Source organism: Williamsia sp. 1135 (assembly GCF_002095395.1).
Classification (GTDB): domain Bacteria; phylum Actinomycetota; class Actinomycetes; order Mycobacteriales; family Mycobacteriaceae; genus Williamsia.
In genome coordinates, this window is record NZ_MJEI01000098.1 from 132,995 (window position 1) to 149,117 (window position 16,123).

The following is a 16,123-nucleotide window of genomic DNA, read 5'->3' on the forward strand; positions in this document are numbered from 1 at the left end:
GATGACGCAGAGTCGGATCGTCCCGGTCACCTTCGACGTCACGGGCCCGTTGCCCACCGGAACCACTGTGCTCGAGGCCAGCGCAGGTACCGGAAAGACTTACGCGATAGTCGGGCTCGCGGCCAGACACGTCGCGGCAGGAGTGCCACTGTCAGAACTGCTGCTTGTCACGTTCAGCCGTTTCGCGACCGCAGAACTACGTGAGCGCACCCGCCTTCGGTTCGGCGGATTGGTTGCTGCCCTCTCAGATCCTGATGTTGCTGCGGGCTCAGACGATCCCTTGGTCGCGATGCTCGCGAAAGGTGCGCCGGCCGAGGTCGCGGCCCGCCGGACGAATCTGATCGCAGCGCTGTCGGACTTCGATGCCGCGACCATCGCCACCACGCACACGTTCTGCAGCCGGATGCTCGACGGCCTCGGGATCGCCGGAGATTTCGAGAACGACATCACTCTCGTCGAAGATGTGGGAGACCTGATCACCGAGGTCACCGACGACCTGTACCTGAAAAAGTACAGCGGCAGTGACGGTGTGCCGTTCAGCGTGCGGGACGCGCACGCGTTCGCCAGGGCCGCGGTCTTCCAGCGGCAGGCGCGACTGGCCCCGGATGCGGACCCCGGAAGCGATGAGTACTTCCGCGTGGAGTTCGCAGCACAGGTACGCGCCGAGGTGGAACGTCGCAAGCGGATGACCAACATTCGCGATTACGACGACCTGCAGACCCTGCTCCGCGACACGCTCGTCGACCCGGAGCACGGTCCGCAGGCATGTGCGCGGGTCCGCAGCCGATTCCGGGTGGTGCTCGTCGACGAGTTCCAGGACACGGACCCGGTGCAGTGGGAGATCTTCAAGTCGGCGTTCCACGGACACACCGATCTCGTGCTGGTCGGTGATCCGAAGCAGTCCATCTACGCATTTCGTGGCGCTGAGGTCTTCAGCTACCTGGAGGCGGTCAGAACAGCGGACAATCACCAGGTACTGCCGACCAACTGGCGTAGCGACGCCGGTTTGGTCGAGGCACTCGACCATGTCTACGGCAATGCGGCCCTGGGCAGCCCGGAGATCGTCGTGCATCCCGTCGACGCGAACACCTCGCAATCGCGGTTGCCGTCTGTGGCACCGCTGCGGCTGCGATACCTCAGGAGAAGTGGCCACGGGCCGTTGAGCAAAGCCGGGTTCCCGGTACTCGACAGGTTACGACGCGCTGTCGCCGACGACGTGGCGGCGGACCTGACCAAGCTGCTCAATGCCCGCCCGGATCTCGTCGTCGATGGTAGCGCCCGGCCGGTCGCGCCCGGTGACATTGCGGTGTTGGTGCGAAATCACAAGCATCTGAGCATGATCCAGACCGCCCTGGACGACGCGGGCGTCCCGTCGGTGCTGGCCGGGGGGACCAGCGTCTACAGCACACAGGGTGCGCGCGATTGGTTGTGGCTACTGCAGGCCATGGAACAGCCGAGCAGGTCCGCCCGCGTGCGGCTCGCAGCCCTGACCCCTCTGCTCGGCTGGACGGCCACCGACCTGGACGAGGGGGGCGATGAACTCACTGCCGATGTCAGCACCCTCGTCAGGGAACTCGTGTCGGTGTACCAGACGTCAGGATTTGCTGCGGTCTACGAACAGCTCTCCGGGCGACGTGACATCGCCGGACGGATCCTGTCGATCACAGGCGGCGAGCGCAGACTCACCGACCTGACCCACGTGGCGCAACTCTGTAACCGGGCGGTCGTGGAGCGCGGGCTCGGGTTGACCGCGTTGGTGCGCTGGCTGCAAGAGCTGATCTCCGACCCGACCACCGGGAACCAGGCGGACCAGAGCCGTCGGCTGGACAGCGATGCCGAAGCGGTGCAGCTGCTGACGGTGCACCGCAGCAAAGGTCTCGAGTTCCCCGTCGTCTATGTCCCCTACGGCTGGGACGCAGCCCGCAACCCGACGCCGGCCACGCTTGTGCTCCATGACGAGACCGGTGAGCGGGTACTCGATGTCGGAGGAAAGGACGCGCCCGGGTACCGCACGCGTCGCGAGGCGTCCGGCTCGGAAGACGACGGCGAAGAGTTGCGGCTGCTGTACGTTGCCCTGACCCGGGCCGGATCCGCGGTCGTGCTGTGGTGGGCTCCGGGTGGACCGACGAGGTCGTCGCCGCTGCACCGTCTCCTGTTCAGCCGGGACCGCGCGACACCGGACCCCAGGCCCACCGTTCCCGACGACGCCACCGCTGCACGGCGTCTGACCGAATGGGCTGAGCTGGCAGGTGCCGGTGTTCGGGTGGAACCAGCGCGCTTTGACGGGCTGCAGGTCCCGCAGTGGGACGATCGGTCGACGCCCGAGGGTGCACTCGACGCCGCCCACTTCGATCGCCGGATCGACCACACCTGGCGACGGACCTCGTATTCGGCGCTGATCGCCGGGTCGTCGCATCAGGCCCCGGTCGCCAGTGAGCCCGAGTACTCCGAGAAGACCGACGAGCAGACGGTGGAGCCGCTCGCGGAGCCTGTAGACGACGGGCCAGGGGAGCTGAGGCATCCGTCGCTGATGAACTCCCTTCCCTTCGGTGCCGCGTTCGGCACCCTCGTTCACGAAGTCCTCGAACTGGTAGACACCGACGTCGACGACGTCGCGGCCGAGGTACGGTCCAGATGTGCAGACGCGGTGCGAATCCGTCTGGTGGACATCGATGTCGATGCGCTGGCCACAGCTCTACTCGCCGTGTTGGCCACCCCGCTCGGCGAGGCGCAGGTGACGCTCGCCCAGATTTCTTCGTCGGATCGCTTGCCGGAATTGACCTTCGAGCTTCCGCTCGGATCACAGACCGAGGCGACTCTGCGGGGCATCGGAGATCTGATGGAGCGATTCATGCCTGCCGCAGATCTACTCGTCGACTACCCCGAGCACCTACGTCGAGTACCTGCGCCGCCGCTGCGTGGCTTCCTCACCGGAAGCATCGACGCCGTCCTCCGGCTACCTGGGAACTCATTCGTGGTCGTCGACTACAAGACCAACCGGACCGCTCGCGGCGACCTCAGTTGCCTCGACTACACACCCGAGTCGATGGCACGCGAGATGATTCATTCGCACTATCCTCTGCAGGCGTTGCTGTATTCCGTTGCCCTGCATCGTTATCTCCGCTGGCGGTTACCGGACTACACGCCGCAGGAACATCTCGGCGGTGTGCAGTATCACTTCGTCCGGGCCATGATCGGGCCGCAGACCCCGGCCGGATGCGGTGTCTTCGAATGGAAACCACCTGCCGAACTGATCGTCGCCACCTCGGATCTGATCGCGGGAAGGGTTCTGACACCGTGAGTATCGAGTCCGACAATCGGATCGTGCAGCGGGCCCACCCGGCGCTCGTGCCCTTCAATCAGGCCGGCGTGCTGAGCGCCGCCGACATCCACGTGGCGCAGACCCTCGCAACGCTGAGCAGATCCGAGATCGACCCCACGGTGTTGCTCGCTGCGGCGCTTGCGGTCCGGGCGGTCCGGCTGGGGTCGGTTTGTGTCGAAGTCGAGCGCCTGTCCGAGGTGGCCGTCGACACCGAGGAGTTCGGCATCGACCCTGCGACCCTGCCGTGGCCGGATCCCGCCGAGGTCGCCGCCGCGCTCGCGAAGAGCCCGTTGGTGGTGGGCGCCGACTCGGGACCGCTGCGTCCCCTGCACCTGGCCAAGACTCCTGAAGGCCCGCTGCTCTATCTGCGTCGATACTTTCTCCAGGAACAACGCATCCGAGAGGTACTCGACGAGCGTGCACAGAGCCATCCGTTCATCGACGCGGGGCGGCTCACAACCGGACTTGAGAAGCACTTCCCCGATGCGGCGCCGGATCGGCAGCGTGTCGCCGCCGCGTTGGCGACCGCGGGCTGGACCACGGTGATCGCGGGCGGACCGGGTACCGGGAAGACCCACACCGTGGCCCGCGTCTTGGCTTTGATGTTCGACGAGTACGGTCCACAGCTTCGAGTGGCCCTGGCCGCGCCGACCGGACGCGCTGCGGCACAGCTGGAAGAGTCCGTGCGCTCGCAGTCGGCGGCCCTGGGACTGCCCGAGGATCTGACGGCCACCACTTTGCACCGGCTGCTCGGCTGGAAGCCCGCCAGCCGCAGCAGATTCGCCCACGACGCCAACAACCGCCTACCGCACGATCTGGTGGTGGTCGACGAGACCTCCATGGTGTCGCTGACGATGATGTCCCGGCTGCTCGATGCATTGCGTCCGCAGAGCCGACTGGTGTTGGTCGGCGATCCCGACCAGTTGGCCTCGGTTGATGCGGGGGCGGTCCTCGCCGATCTCGTGGCCAGGCCGGTGTCGCAGCCGACCCATCCGGTCCTCGGGGAAGTGCTGGCTCCGGATCTTGTGGCAGATGCGGAGGATGACGACGCGCTCACGACTGACGAGCGGAACCGCCTCGGCGGTGGCGTCATCCGGCTCACCAAGGTGCGCCGGTTCGGTGAGCAGATCAAACGCCTGGCCTCAGCTGTCCGCGAGGGTGACTCCGATCTTGTGATCGAACTCCTCGGTGCGGGTCATCCGGAGTTCGAACTCGTCGACCCCGATGATCTCACCGCTGTCCGCGGTGAGGTCGTGGCCGCTGCGACTCGCGTCGGTGAGGCTGCCGCCGCCGGCGACCCTCGATCGGCGCTCGCGGGTCTGCAGACCCATCGACTGCTGTGCGCGCACCGTGAAGGATCCTCCGGTGTCGAGTTCTGGTCGCGTCTGGCAATGGAGTGGATCGACGCTCCCACCGATGCCCTCGACGTGGGCAGCTGGTATCCCGGACAGCCACTTCTCGTGACCGCGAACGACTACGACACGGGGATCTTCAACGGTGACACCGGGGTCGTGGTGAGTACCCAGGGGCGATTGATGGTGGCTTTCGCCCGTGGATCCACCTGGAAACTACTGCACCCGTCGCAACTGGTGGCAGCTGTACCGGTGTACGCCATGACCATCCATCGCAGCCAGGGCTCGCAGTACGAGTCGGTGTCCGTGGTGATTCCGCCTGAGCGGTCGGCACTGCTGACCCGCGAGCTGCTCTACACCGCGATCACACGAGCGAGTGGGCATGTCAGGCTGATCGGGACCGAGGCCGCGGTCAGAGCAGGCGTCGACCGTAAAGTGTTGCGTGCCAGTGGTCTGCGGACGCGGGTCAGCTGAGTTCGGGGTGTCCCGCGTCATCGCCGAACGCGAGGGCATCGACAGAGTCGGCATCAGCTGTCAACGGCATCCGCATGAACCATTCGTTGCGGAGCACCTGTCGCCGGGTCTCCTCCGGCAGACCCGCGAGCATGGTCATGGCACCTCCTCTGGCGATCTCACTGCGGTGCGCGCACAGTGCCTGCCATTTGAGATCGAGCCAGGGTTCCACATCGATGGTGGTGTCCACGGCCTCGTCGGGGATACCGGGTAAGGGGCCTTCGGGTCCCGACGACTGCTTCATCACCGGCGGCCACAGCACCTGCGCGATCGACAGCGGCATCGTCGCGAGATATACCAACTTTGTGCGCCAGGGCTTTCCGGTCCCCGGGTACAGCTGCGGGTAGGCAGCTGCCCCGACCGCGGCCAGGGTCACCCGGTGCGCCTGTACATGGTCCGGATGCCCGTAGATCCCGAGCGGATCGTAGGTCAGCACGGTGTCGGGGCGGAACTCGCGGATGTGCGACACGAGCACACCGACTGCCTCGTCGAAAGGCGCGTCGCAGAACGCAGCTCGGCCCGGCGCGGAATCAGCGACCAGGCGGTCTCCGTAGCCGAGCAAGTGCGGGTTTCCCGCGCCCAGTAGCTCCAGCGACTCGGCGAGTTCAATCGACCGCATCGTGCCCGCCGCCCAGGTACAGGTCACCACCGCCGTCCGGCCACCGAGTTCCGAGCATCGAGCCAGGACGCCGCCGGTCCACAACGCTTCGTCGTCGGGATGCGCGTGAACGCAGAGCAGACTTGGATGCGGCATCATTTCAGCGTAGTCGGGGCCGGCGGATCAGCGGCCGTAACGGCTGTGGGTGGTGACGAAGACCTGCTCACGACCAGGTGGAGCGCCGAAATTCCGAACTACTGCGAGGAGGAGGCGGACTAGAGTCACTCCATGACCGAAAGCTCCCGCCGTAAGACGAACGTGCTCGCCAAGGTTTCGCCCGCCGGCTGGGCGGCCCTGGCTCTGTCGATCATCGCAGTGATCTTCGTGCTGCAGAATCGGCGTTCGACGAATATCCAACTGTTCTGGATCACGGTGGACTCGCCGCTGTGGTTCACGCTGCTGGTCGTGTTCGCGGTGGGCTGGCTGGTCGGGGTGCTGACCATGCGCGGGCGCGCGAAACGAAACACCTGACGAAACCGGTGGCACCCAAAGGCTGCGGACCACTCACACGCAGAGCACACTGAAGCAATGGCGATCATCAACAAAGGGTTCGGCGCCCGACGCCGGCAACAGAACGACCGGATTCCGCCGGGGCAATACCTCACCAATGACTTCCCCGTCTTGTCTGCCGGGCCCACTCCGTCGATACCACTGTCGGAGTGGACGTTCGAGATCGAAGCGCCCGGCGAGCAAACCCGCAGCTGGACCTGGGACGAGTTCATGTCCCTCCCTCAAGAGGACATCACGGTCGACATCCACTGCGTGACGGCCTGGTCGAAACTCGACACCACCTGGCGTGGGGTGTCGCTGGACGTGTTGCTCGGAGATGATGTCGACCCCGACGGGTTCGTGATGGCGCACTCCTACGGCGGGTACACCACGAACGTCCCGCTCGAAGACGTGCTCGACGGAAAGGCCTGGATCGCGCATACCTTCGATGGTGAGCCGCTCGATCCCGAGCATGGCGGACCAGCCCGATTGCTCATCCCGCACCTGTACTTCTGGAAGTCGGCCAAGTGGGTCGACAGTCTCCGGGTGATGGACTCGGATGTGCCAGGATTCTGGGAGACCAACGGCTATCACAATCACGGGGATCCCTGGAAAGAGGAACGATATTGGTGAACGGGTGGCGGCCGGCGACGGTCGTCGCGGCGTCGATGGAGACACCGACCGCGCGGACTCTGCATCTGCAGCTACCTGAGCGCGGCAGGGTGCTCCCGGGCCAGCACATCGACATCCGGCTCACAGCCGAAGACGGTTATCAGGCGGTCCGGTCGTATTCGGTGGCCGCAGCAGGTGGTGATGACCTGCTCGAGACGACCATCGAGGAACTCGCCGACGGAGAGGTGTCGCCCTATCTGATCAACGACCTCGAGGTCGGTGACCAGGTCGAGATCCGCGGACCCATCGGCCGGTGGTTCACCTGGCACGCGTCCGATCCGGCACCGGTGCAACTGATCGCAGGTGGCTCCGGCGTGGTCCCGCTGATGTCGATGATCCGAGCTCGCGAGAGCAGCGGATCGGAGGCACCGTTCCGGTTGCTCTACTCCCTGCGAACGCCCGAGACCCGTTACTACGCCGCCGAACTGGACAGTCTCGAAGACTCGCACCGGCTACAGATCGACTATCTCTACACCCGGCAGGCTCCGCCGGGATCGTCCAGGCCTGCCGGCAGACCCGATGCGGCCGAGTTCGCCGAACGGGTGATCCCTGTCGATCAGAAACCCGAGATCAGGGTGTGCGGACCCACGGCGTTCGTCGAGCAGTACGCGCAGTGGCTGGTCGATCTCGGCTACCCGACAGCGAGCATCCGGACCGAGAGGTTCGGCGGATGACGCTGCACGACGCGTCGTGGCGTGCATTCGCCTCCGACAACTACGCAGGGATGTTGCCCGAAGTGCTCGCGGCGCTGGGCGAAGCCAACGGTGGCCACCAGTCGTCCTACGGCGAGGATGTCTACACCGACGCCCTCCGCGGGGTGGTCCGGGACGAGTTCGGCGCCCGCGCCGAGATCTTCCCGGTGTTCAACGGCACCGCGGCGAATGTGGTGTCGCTGACCTCGATGATGCCGCGCTGGGGCGCGGCCATCGTGGCCGAGTCGGCGCATGTCCACAACGACGAGGGCGGCGCGCCGGAACGGGTGAGCGGCCTCAAGCTGATGACCGTTCCTGTCATCGGTGGCAAGCTCACCCCGGAGTCCATCGCGACGCAGGCCTGGGGATGGGGCGATGTGCAACGCGCGCAGCCCTCGGCAGTCAGCATCACCCAGGCCACCGAGCTCGGCACCGTGTACACCGCGGACGAGATCAAGTCGATCTGCGACTATGCGCACGCCCATCAGATGACCGTGCATATCGATGGCGCCAGGCTGTGGAATGCCGCTGCGGCGCTTGACATGTCATTCGGCGAGTTCACGTCTGCCGTCGGGGTGGACGTGGTGAGTCTCGGCGGTACCAAAGCCGGCGCGTTGGGGGCCGAGGCGGTGGTCATACTCAACCCGGAACTGGCGGACGGTATGGCGTATCTCCGGAAAATGAGCATGCAGCTGGCAAGCAAGATGAGGTTCGTCTCGGCGCAGCTACTGGCGTTGTTCTCCGGCGGTGCCGGTATCGCCGCAGCGGCTCACGCGAACTCGATGGCGTCGCGTCTGCGTTCGCAACTCGAAGGTACTCCGGGCCTGTCGTTCACCCATCCGACCGACGCGAATGCAGTGTTCGCGGTCCTCGATCCTGCTGTGGCGGAACGTATCCGCGACACCTGGAAGTTCTACACCTGGAATGAGTTCACCGGCGAGGTGCGGTGGATGTGTTCCTTCGACACGGCCGAGTCCGACGTAGACGGATTCGCGTCGACCATTCGGGCCGAACTCATAGCAGGATGAGAAAAGTCTGTATTTCACCGACCTGGTCTTCGTGCTCGACGTGTTCTTCACCCACCGAACCCGTGGCGTCGAAGGCAAGAACGGCAACCCGATCAATGAGGTCCGAGTTCTCACCCAATCATTGCTGGAGAACGACGGCCGTCTCGGCGTCGACAACACGATCAAGCTCAAGCCGGAAACCTCTGTTCTGGGTCTGCGGGTCGGGGACGAGATCAAACTGACAGCACCCGATTTCACCCGGCTGGCGGATGCCTACTTCGACGAGATGGACGCCCGGTTCGGGGCGAAGGGATAGAGCTCCGATTCAGGCCTTGTCGGGGTCGCCGCCGAGTTGATGACGGAGCGTCCGGCCGACATCGGGCATCCGGAACCGATGACCCAGCTCGGTCAACCGTTCGGGGACCACATGCTGATTTGCGAGCGCGAGTTCTTGCGCACCCTGTGAACCGAGGATGAGCTGCGGACCCAACGACGGCACCGGGACGATGGCCGGGCGATGGACCGCCGATGCCAAAGCCGCAGTGTACTCGTTGTTACGCACCGCATTCGGCGCGACAGCGTTGATCGGGCCGACCACGCGTTCATCGACGATGGCGCGGTAGTAGATGTCGATCAGGTCATCGATCCCGATCCACGGGAGCCACTGCTGCCCGTCGCCGAGTCGGCCGCCCAACCCCACCGTGAACAATGGGCGCATCAGACGAAGCGTCCCACCGGCCGCGGCCTGGACGATGCCCGTGCGCACCTGCACCGTGCGACCGCCGTCTGCGGCAGTGGCAGCAGCTTCCCAGTCCACGACGACGTCAGCGAGGAAACCATCACCCCGCGAGGAGCTCTCGTCCAGAACTTCGTCGCCGCGGTCGTATCCGTAGAAACCGACGGCAGAGGCGCTGATGAATGCCGGGGCGGGATCTGACGCGGCCGCCACGCGTGCCAACGCCGCGGTCGGTTCGATGCGGCTTTCACGGACGGCCTTCTTGTGGGCATCGGTGAAACGCCCCGCAATCGACTCACCCGCGAGATGAACCACTGCGTCCACTCCGTCGAACAGGTCCGCGGCAGGGTTGTCAGGATCCCACCGGCGTTCATCCGGACCCTGTGGATCACGCCGGACCAGTTTGATCACCCGATGGCCACCGGTGGTCAGCAGAGCGACCAGGGGAGCGCCGACCAGTCCCGACGACCCGGTGATGGCGACGGTCAGCGGGGCGCCTCGCAGCGACTTCGCCCAGGCATGGGTCGCGAGATCGTCGGCGAGTTGGCGGTGCCGGTAGCGGAACATCGAGCGCAGAAGCGCTGCGGGAACAGGGGTGTTCACCGTGTCGGTGACGCGCGTCGAGTCGGGGTCCACCTCGGAGAACCCGTGATGGTGCGTCCAGGTCATGATGGTTCGCAGCGGCCACGAGTCGAGTTTGTCCACGAACTGGTTCGGCGGGTGGAACCGGGAGGCCTGGTGTTTGGCCTCCCACTTGAGTCCGCCCGGAAAGGCCAGTATCGCCGTCCCGTCTTCGAGTGAGTCCGCTTCCTGCACCAGCGACGGTGGCCCCCAGGGTGGTGCGAGGCGCGTGAACGCGCCAGGCCGACCGTGCCAGGCGAACACCTCGTCGATGGGGGCGGGGACGATGCTCGAATGCGTGATACCCATGAGCCCACGCTACGCAGGTCGGTCGGTCGGGTCGCGTGCGCGGCCCGTAGAGCTCACGTCCAGTGGGGATCGCGGCCGAGAAGTCCTAAAATGCGGTCCTGTACTGGTGCGTCGTCCGGCACCTCGACGACGGGTCCGAACACGACGATCCCCGGGCCGAAAGCACCCGGCCGGCGCATGATGTCCGGGATCTGTTGCGCCCCTTGCCACTGATCATCCAGTTCGTCAGGATCGATCGAATAGTCGAGGCCCAGGGCGCGGGCGAGATCCCAGGAATGGATCATCAGGTCGGCGCTTGCGACCCCATCGACATGGGCGGCAAACGTCGACGGTCCCATCGGCGTCTGCACGGCCAGACCTGCCACCGCCGGATCGCCGAGTGCGCGCTCGACGTCCGCGCGGGCGCTGTTGAATGCACCCAACGGATCCTCTGTCACAGAAGGGCCCGGAGCCCGCGCCAGGTCGGTGGGAACGAACATGGCTGCGTGCATGTCCACTGCGTGCTGCACAACATCTGCAGCGGTCCATGTGGCGCAAGGGGACTGGGCCGACCAGCGGCCGGGCGGCGCGGCGGAGATGACGTCTGCAAAACGCCCGGCGCGACGTGAATACCTGGCAAGTACTTCTTGATCGTCCGCCATCGACTCCATCTCCGGGTGTGTCCTTTTCGAGCGTAGGCCGCCGGTCAGTGTTACGGACGAGAACGACAAGGTGCGGAACCAGACCATACTGGGGATTCGGATCACCTGTGAGGACAAGGAGCGGCGTGAACAAAGGCGACAACCTCGGCTGGGCACCTGCAGCTCCCAGAGGCGAACTACGACCTGACCGCGGCGGGGTGAAACTGACCAGGGTGCCGTTGCCGCCGAGCGATCTGCTCCGGCACGTCTGGTTCGCGCAGTGGGATCTCGATACTCCGGCTCTGCAGCCCGTGCTCGAGCATCCTGGCGGAAATGTGGTGGTGGAAGCCGACCGCGCAGCGCTCTACTGCGTGAGCCAGGGGACGACAGAACGCAAACTCGAGGCGACCGGGTGGGCAGCGGGTGTGTTACTGCGACCGGCAGCGATCACCATCATGACCGGGCGCTCGATGACGAGTGGTTCGCGAACAGGGCCTGCGCTACCGATCGGGGAACCGCTACCCATCCCGTGCGATGGTGCGTTGAGTACGCGGATCCGCGAGGTCATGACGGCGGTGAAGTCCTCAAGTGGCGAACCGTTCGACACGGTAGCGGACCTCTACGACCGCTGGAGCCGGCAGTGGACCGTCGACGACGAGGGGTTGTTGATCAATCAGATCATCGATGCCGTCGAGGAAGAGAACGGTCCTCGGCGGGTGGCAGACCTCGCCACAGCGTTCAACATGACGACGAGAGCGCTACAGCGCCTCACGATCCACCGGACGGGCCTCAGCCCGAAATGGCTCATCCAGCGACGCCGGCTGCAGGACGCGGCGCTGGCGCTGCGTCGCGGAGACTCGTCGATCGCCGACGTCGCCGCGCACTTGGGGTACGCAGATCAGGCCCATCTGGCCCGTGAATTCAAAGCCGTCATCGGACAGACCCCGACGGATTATGTCGGCGCCGTCAGGTCCTCGGACAACTGACTCCGAGTCAGGCCCGCCGCCCGATCCCGAGAAACCCGCGCAGCATGTGCTCCGCGGACGACACAGGTGCGATCACTCGTTCGGCGAGATCGACGATCGCCTCGACACGGCCCACGATCTTCTCCAACCGCTCGACGACACCGATCATCGTGGTCACCGTCGTGTCGACGCGGGTGAGGGTCGCCGAGAAATCGTCGAGGGCCGACCCGAAACTGTCCAGTGTGGTGTCGAAGCCGCCCAGTGCCCTGTCGAAGTCGGTGAGTGCACTGCCCAGATCGCCCATGATCGTATCGAGCTGTGCGACAGTGATATCGGCGTTCATCGCTGCCTGTGCGAGCTTACGGAAGCGTTGTCGTTCGGCTCCGTCCTCGCCGTTGTCCTTGGTCGCCACGGACCCAGTATCAACCCGGGCGTCGGCCACTGCCTCCTGAATCGGCAAACACCTGTAGTCGGATGTGATGTGGGGTCTGTTCCCTATGCTCGTGCTTGAGAGGGCGCTCGACGGGAAGTACGGACCGGATGACAGTGAGGGAGAGGAACATCATGGCCGAGCAGGTGGATGTGATCGTGGTCGGTGGAGGTCTCGCCGGGTTGGTGGCCGCACACGAATTGGTCAAAGCCGGCCGGCGGGTGGCAATCCTCGAACAGGAGAACGAGCAGAACCTCGGTGGTCAGGCGTTCTGGTCCCTCGGAGGGCTGTTTCTCGTCGACACCCCGGAGCAGCGCAGGCTCGGCATCAAGGATTCGGTGGAGCTGGCCCGGCAGGACTGGTTCTCTTCCGCCGGGTTCGATCGCGATCGTGAGGATCACTGGCCTCGCCAATGGGCCGAAGCGTACGTGAACTTTGCGGCCGGCGAGAAGCGGGCGTACCTGAATGCCTTGGGTCTGAAGGTGATGGCCACCGTCGGGTGGGCCGAACGCGGCGCCGGGGCTGCCGGTGGTCATGGGAATTCTGTCCCCCGTTTCCACATCACGTGGGGGACCGGACCCGAGGTGGTTCGGGTGTTCCGCGAACCTGTGCTCGAAGGCGCCGCCAGAGGTCTGGTGAGCTTCCACTACCGGCATCAGGTCGACGACATCATCGTCGAGAACGGCGCCGCGGTGGGCGTGCGTGGCACGGTGCTGGCGGCCTCCACGCAGCGGCGCGGCGCGGAATCGACGCGGGAGGCGGCCGGCGAGTTCGAGCTCCGGGCGCAGGCAGTGGTCGTCACCGCCGGGGGTATCGGAGGGAACTTCGAGCTGATCAAGAAGAACTGGCCCACCGAGCGTCTCGGTCCGGCTCCCGCGCACATGATCAGCGGGGTGCCCGCACACGTCGACGGGCGGATGCTGGGGATCACCGAAGGTGCGGGCGGAAACATCGTGAACCGGGATCGGATGTGGCACTACACCGAAGGCATCAAGAACTGGGATCCGATCTGGCCGAACCACGCCATCCGTATCATTCCTGGTCCCTCGTCGCTATGGCTGGATGCGACCGGCAAACGGCTTCCGGTGCCCAACTTCCCGGGATTCGACTCGCTGGGAACGCTCGGGACCATCACCAGGGGCGGCCACGATTTCACGTGGTTCATCCTCACGCAGGCGATCATCGAGAAGGAGTTCGCGCTCTCCGGGTCCGAGCAGAACCCCGACTTCACCGGCAAAGACGTCAAACTGCTGCTGCAGCGGGTGAAGAAGGGCGCCACCGGGCCGGTGGAGGCGTTCAAGTCACACGGTGTCGACTTCGTCGTCCGTGACAATCTGCGTGATCTGGTGGCCGGGATGAACGAGATCACGACTGGACCGACGCTCGACTTCGAACAGATCGAAGCAGAGGTCGTGGCCCGTGATCGGCAACTGGAGAACAAATACACCAAGGACCTGCAGATCATGGCGATCCGCAATGCGCGGAACTATCTGAGTGACAAGATCATCCGCGTGGCGAAGCCGCACCGCCTGCAGGATCCGAAATACGGTCCGATGATCGCGGTGCGATTGCATCTGGTGACCAGGAAGACGCTGGGTGGGCTCGAGACCAATCTCGACTCCCAGGTGATCCGGGCCGACGGAAGCGCATTCAACGGCCTGTACGCGGCGGGGGAGATCGCGGGCTTCGGTGGGGGCGGTGTGCACGGGTACAACGCTCTCGAGGGGACATTTCTCGGCGGCTGCATCTTCTCGGGCCGCGCTGCGGGCCGGGCGTTGGCCCGCGACCTCAGTTGAGCGTTCGCGATCAGTGAGCCGGGGCCGGCGCGGGCGCCTTCGCCTCGGCTTCGTGTGCCGCCTCCGCGGCGATCGCTTCGGCATGCGCCCGCGGCCGGGCCTCGCGGATCCGTACATCGATCTGATACGAGATGATTGCGAGCGCGAACAGCCCGACCGTGAGGTTGAGAAGCGCACCGAATCCCTCGGTGGCGAAGTCGACAAGGGCGTTGAGCAGGGCGAACGTCAGGGCCCCGTACCGCAGAAATTGTAATGGCCAGAGCTTCGTGGTGCGTGTGCGCGCGATCATCGCAGGCAGTGAAAACGCGAGCGTGATGGCGGCGCTGGCGACCAAGATATAGGCCGCCACTCCCGCCCCTGCCAGTTCGACCTGGAGGTTGTCGTCCGCATAGTACGGATTGTCGAGCCAGATGCCGATGACACCGGACACCAACGCGGCGAGGGAGATGACGACCAGGGACCAGCCTACGATCGGTAGCCAGCGCGGGCTGCGAAAGAACGAAGGAATGAGCCGCGGAGCCCACTGCTGCAAAGCGTACAAACGTGCGGACGCCGAGGGCGCACCGATGAGCAGACTCCTTATGTGCTGCGCGGTCTCGGGATCGGCGCCCTTTTCCTCTGCGCGTTCGACCAGCCGCAAACCTAGTTCGCGACGGTGTGGTTGCAGGCCCCGAGCGACCCCGTCCGCAGCCATGGCGGCGGCGGTGGCGAGCTCCTCGTGGGCGCTCAGTGGCCGGATCTCCCGCATGATTCTGCCCAGGACCAGCACGACCACCACCAGGACGTACATGATCTCGGCCGAGGGGCCGTAGAAGTAATCGTTGTCCTTGGTCACGAACTTGCCGACCTCGTCGAGGAAGAGTCCAAAACCGATGCCGCCGAACACAACACAGAACAGTCGGGCACCGTATCCGAGCATCCACCAGCTCACCAGCAATGCCAGCATCATGAGTGCGCCGCCGTACAGGGCGTGGGCGATGTGTAGTGAGCCACCACCCACCTGCGGGTAGTCCGTCGCCCACAGATAGCCCCTGGTGACGAGGATGGTGGCGATCGCGATCATCATGAACGCTTCAGCCGAGCTGGTGCCGATCGCGTTTCGGGTGAACGGCCCGAGTCTGCGCGGTCGTGTGCCGGACGGTGTCACTTCGCTCCTATGCGCAGGCAGAGCTGTTGCTCCACGGTGAATAAAGTGTACTGGGAGCAGGGTCCCGAATGACCGCTTCGGCTCGACACCGGCATCGCCACCGACCCCGATGCTGTGAAAGGGGATCGCCATGGCGGGCCGCTTCGACGCCGACTTCTGGGACGATAGATACCGCGGCCGCGAGCGGGTCTGGAGCGGGCGACCCACTGCGCAGCTCCAGTCAGAGACAACAGGTTTGTCGGCCGGAACGGCGGCGGAGCTCGGCTGTGGGGAGGGTGCCGATGCGATTTGGCTGGCTCGACAGGGCTGGCGGGTGGATGCCGTGGATTTCTCGCCGGTCGCGTTGGCTCGGGTATCCGAGTACGCCGCGCAGGCCGGTCCGGATATCGCAGCACGCATCACCACCATCGAGGCCGACCTCTCCGCGTGGTCGCCGTCCCCGAATCACTACGACCTGGTGTGCGCACAATTCCTGCACGTTCCCGCCGACCTGCGGGCGACGCTCGTCCACCGGGCCGCGGCGTCCGTACTGCCAGGTGGGCACCTGTTGCTGATCGGCCACGACCGATCAGACCTGCAGACCGGTGTGTCGAGGCCAGGGCATCCCGGTCTCTACTTCACCGGCGAGGAGATCTTCGCGCAGGTCGACGCGGCGGCCTGGTCGATGGAAACCAATCGGGTAGTCGCTCGCCGCGGCGTCGACAAATCGGGTACGCCCACCACGATTCACGATGTCGTGGTTCGGCTTCAGCGACGCCGGTAGTCGTACCGGGAAAGTCCGGACCGACGGTAAC

General features: G+C 65.3%; 15 protein-coding genes. 10 read left to right on the plus strand and 5 right to left on the minus strand.

Features of this window, described 5'->3' with window-relative positions; translation table 11 throughout:
- Position 1 precedes the first annotated feature (1 nt).
- Together BFL43_RS17635 and recD are read left to right on the plus strand one after the other, a co-directional pair.
- Entirely contained in the window at positions 2-3,301 is a 3,300-nt protein-coding gene (locus tag BFL43_RS17635; RefSeq protein WP_084893790.1) for a UvrD-helicase domain-containing protein, read from the plus strand.
- Entirely contained in the window at positions 3,298-5,148 is a 1,851-nt protein-coding gene (recD, locus tag BFL43_RS17640; RefSeq protein ID WP_240498331.1) for an exodeoxyribonuclease V subunit alpha, read from the plus strand. Before BFL43_RS17635 ends, recD begins: the two co-directional genes overlap by 4 nt.
- Here the strand turns inward: recD and BFL43_RS17645 are convergent.
- Positions 5,141-5,941, minus strand: coding sequence for a PIG-L family deacetylase (locus tag BFL43_RS17645; protein WP_084893829.1), 801 nt, complete (start codon positions 5,939-5,941; stop codon positions 5,141-5,143). The genes recD and BFL43_RS17645 overlap by 8 nt on opposite strands.
- Before the next feature lie 132 nt (positions 5,942-6,073).
- On the opposite strand from BFL43_RS17645, the gene BFL43_RS17650 reads away from it, so the two are divergent.
- From BFL43_RS17650 to BFL43_RS17670, 5 genes are read left to right on the plus strand one after another with little or no spacing between them, the layout of a single operon-like run.
- Positions 6,074-6,316: a hypothetical protein gene (locus BFL43_RS17650; RefSeq protein ID WP_084893792.1), complete on the plus strand. Its 243-nt coding sequence runs from the start codon at positions 6,074-6,076 to the stop codon at positions 6,314-6,316.
- A gap of 57 nt (positions 6,317-6,373) precedes the next feature.
- Positions 6,374-6,967: a sulfite oxidase-like oxidoreductase gene (locus BFL43_RS17655; protein ID WP_084893831.1), complete on the plus strand. Its 594-nt coding sequence runs from the start codon at positions 6,374-6,376 to the stop codon at positions 6,965-6,967.
- Positions 6,964-7,680, plus strand: coding sequence for a ferredoxin reductase (locus BFL43_RS17660; RefSeq protein ID WP_276206114.1), 717 nt, complete (start codon positions 6,964-6,966; stop codon positions 7,678-7,680). Before BFL43_RS17655 ends, BFL43_RS17660 begins: the two co-directional genes overlap by 4 nt.
- Positions 7,677-8,726, plus strand: a complete 1,050-nt coding sequence (locus BFL43_RS17665) for a beta-eliminating lyase-related protein (protein WP_084893793.1) — start codon at positions 7,677-7,679, stop codon at positions 8,724-8,726. Before BFL43_RS17660 ends, BFL43_RS17665 begins: the two co-directional genes overlap by 4 nt.
- A 31-nt stretch (positions 8,727-8,757) precedes the next feature.
- Positions 8,758-9,021: a hypothetical protein gene (locus BFL43_RS17670; protein WP_084893794.1), complete on the plus strand. Its 264-nt coding sequence runs from the start codon at positions 8,758-8,760 to the stop codon at positions 9,019-9,021.
- Positions 9,022-9,030: 9 nt separating this feature from the next.
- Here BFL43_RS17670 and BFL43_RS17675 read toward each other — a convergent pair whose 3' ends face one another.
- Positions 9,031-10,371 carry a TIGR01777 family oxidoreductase gene (locus BFL43_RS17675; protein WP_084893795.1) on the minus strand — a complete coding sequence of 447 codons (1,341 nt, stop codon included), beginning with the start codon at positions 10,369-10,371 and terminating at the stop codon, positions 9,031-9,033.
- A gap of 53 nt (positions 10,372-10,424) precedes the next feature.
- A complete protein-coding gene (locus tag BFL43_RS17680; protein ID WP_084893796.1) occupies positions 10,425-11,021 on the minus strand; it encodes a TIGR03086 family metal-binding protein in 597 nt (198 codons plus the stop codon).
- 116 nt (positions 11,022-11,137) lie between these two features.
- On the opposite strand from BFL43_RS17680, the gene BFL43_RS17685 reads away from it, so the two are divergent.
- On the plus strand, positions 11,138-11,977 hold the full coding sequence (locus BFL43_RS17685) for an AraC family transcriptional regulator (protein ID WP_084893797.1): 840 nt from the start codon (positions 11,138-11,140) through the stop codon (positions 11,975-11,977).
- Positions 11,978-11,984: 7 nt separating this feature from the next.
- Here the strand turns inward: BFL43_RS17685 and BFL43_RS17690 are convergent, their stop codons facing one another.
- Complete coding sequence (locus BFL43_RS17690) at positions 11,985-12,368, minus strand: hypothetical protein (RefSeq protein ID WP_084893798.1); 384 nt, start codon at positions 12,366-12,368, stop codon at positions 11,985-11,987.
- A 152-nt stretch (positions 12,369-12,520) separates the two neighbouring features.
- Between BFL43_RS17690 and BFL43_RS17695 the strand changes: the two genes are divergently transcribed.
- On the plus strand, positions 12,521-14,182 hold the full coding sequence (locus BFL43_RS17695) for an FAD-binding dehydrogenase (protein ID WP_084893832.1): 1,662 nt from the start codon (positions 12,521-12,523) through the stop codon (positions 14,180-14,182).
- A gap of 10 nt (positions 14,183-14,192) precedes the next feature.
- Here the strand turns inward: BFL43_RS17695 and BFL43_RS17700 are convergent, their stop codons facing one another.
- The gene (locus BFL43_RS17700; RefSeq protein WP_240498335.1) at positions 14,193-15,248 is read right to left on the minus strand and encodes a hypothetical protein; all 1,056 of its coding nucleotides are present in this window, start codon (positions 15,246-15,248) and stop codon (positions 14,193-14,195) included.
- 211 nt (positions 15,249-15,459) lie between these two features.
- Between BFL43_RS17700 and BFL43_RS17705 the strand changes: the two genes are divergently transcribed.
- Positions 15,460-16,092 carry a class I SAM-dependent methyltransferase gene (locus BFL43_RS17705; protein ID WP_084893799.1) on the plus strand — a complete coding sequence of 211 codons (633 nt, stop codon included), beginning with the start codon at positions 15,460-15,462 and terminating at the stop codon, positions 16,090-16,092.
- Positions 16,093-16,123: the final 31 nt, after the last annotated feature.

Coding starts and splice junctions, on each gene's coding strand:
- BFL43_RS17635 (WP_084893790.1), top strand. CDS start 2: ATGACGCAGAGTCGGATCGTCCCGGTCACCTTCGACGTCACGGGCCCG.
- BFL43_RS17645 (WP_084893829.1), bottom strand. CDS start 5,941: ATGCCGCATCCAAGTCTGCTCTGCGTTCACGCGCATCCCGACGACGAA.
- BFL43_RS17650 (WP_084893792.1), top strand. CDS start 6,074: ATGACCGAAAGCTCCCGCCGTAAGACGAACGTGCTCGCCAAGGTTTCG.
- BFL43_RS17655 (WP_084893831.1), top strand. CDS start 6,374: ATGGCGATCATCAACAAAGGGTTCGGCGCCCGACGCCGGCAACAGAAC.
- BFL43_RS17665 (WP_084893793.1), top strand. CDS start 7,677: ATGACGCTGCACGACGCGTCGTGGCGTGCATTCGCCTCCGACAACTAC.
- BFL43_RS17675 (WP_084893795.1), bottom strand. CDS start 10,371: ATGGGTATCACGCATTCGAGCATCGTCCCCGCCCCCATCGACGAGGTG.
- BFL43_RS17680 (WP_084893796.1), bottom strand. CDS start 11,021: ATGGAGTCGATGGCGGACGATCAAGAAGTACTTGCCAGGTATTCACGT.
- BFL43_RS17695 (WP_084893832.1), top strand. CDS start 12,521: ATGGCCGAGCAGGTGGATGTGATCGTGGTCGGTGGAGGTCTCGCCGGG.
- BFL43_RS17700 (WP_240498335.1), bottom strand. CDS start 15,248: ATGATGATCGCGATCGCCACCATCCTCGTCACCAGGGGCTATCTGTGG.
- BFL43_RS17705 (WP_084893799.1), top strand. CDS start 15,460: ATGGCGGGCCGCTTCGACGCCGACTTCTGGGACGATAGATACCGCGGC.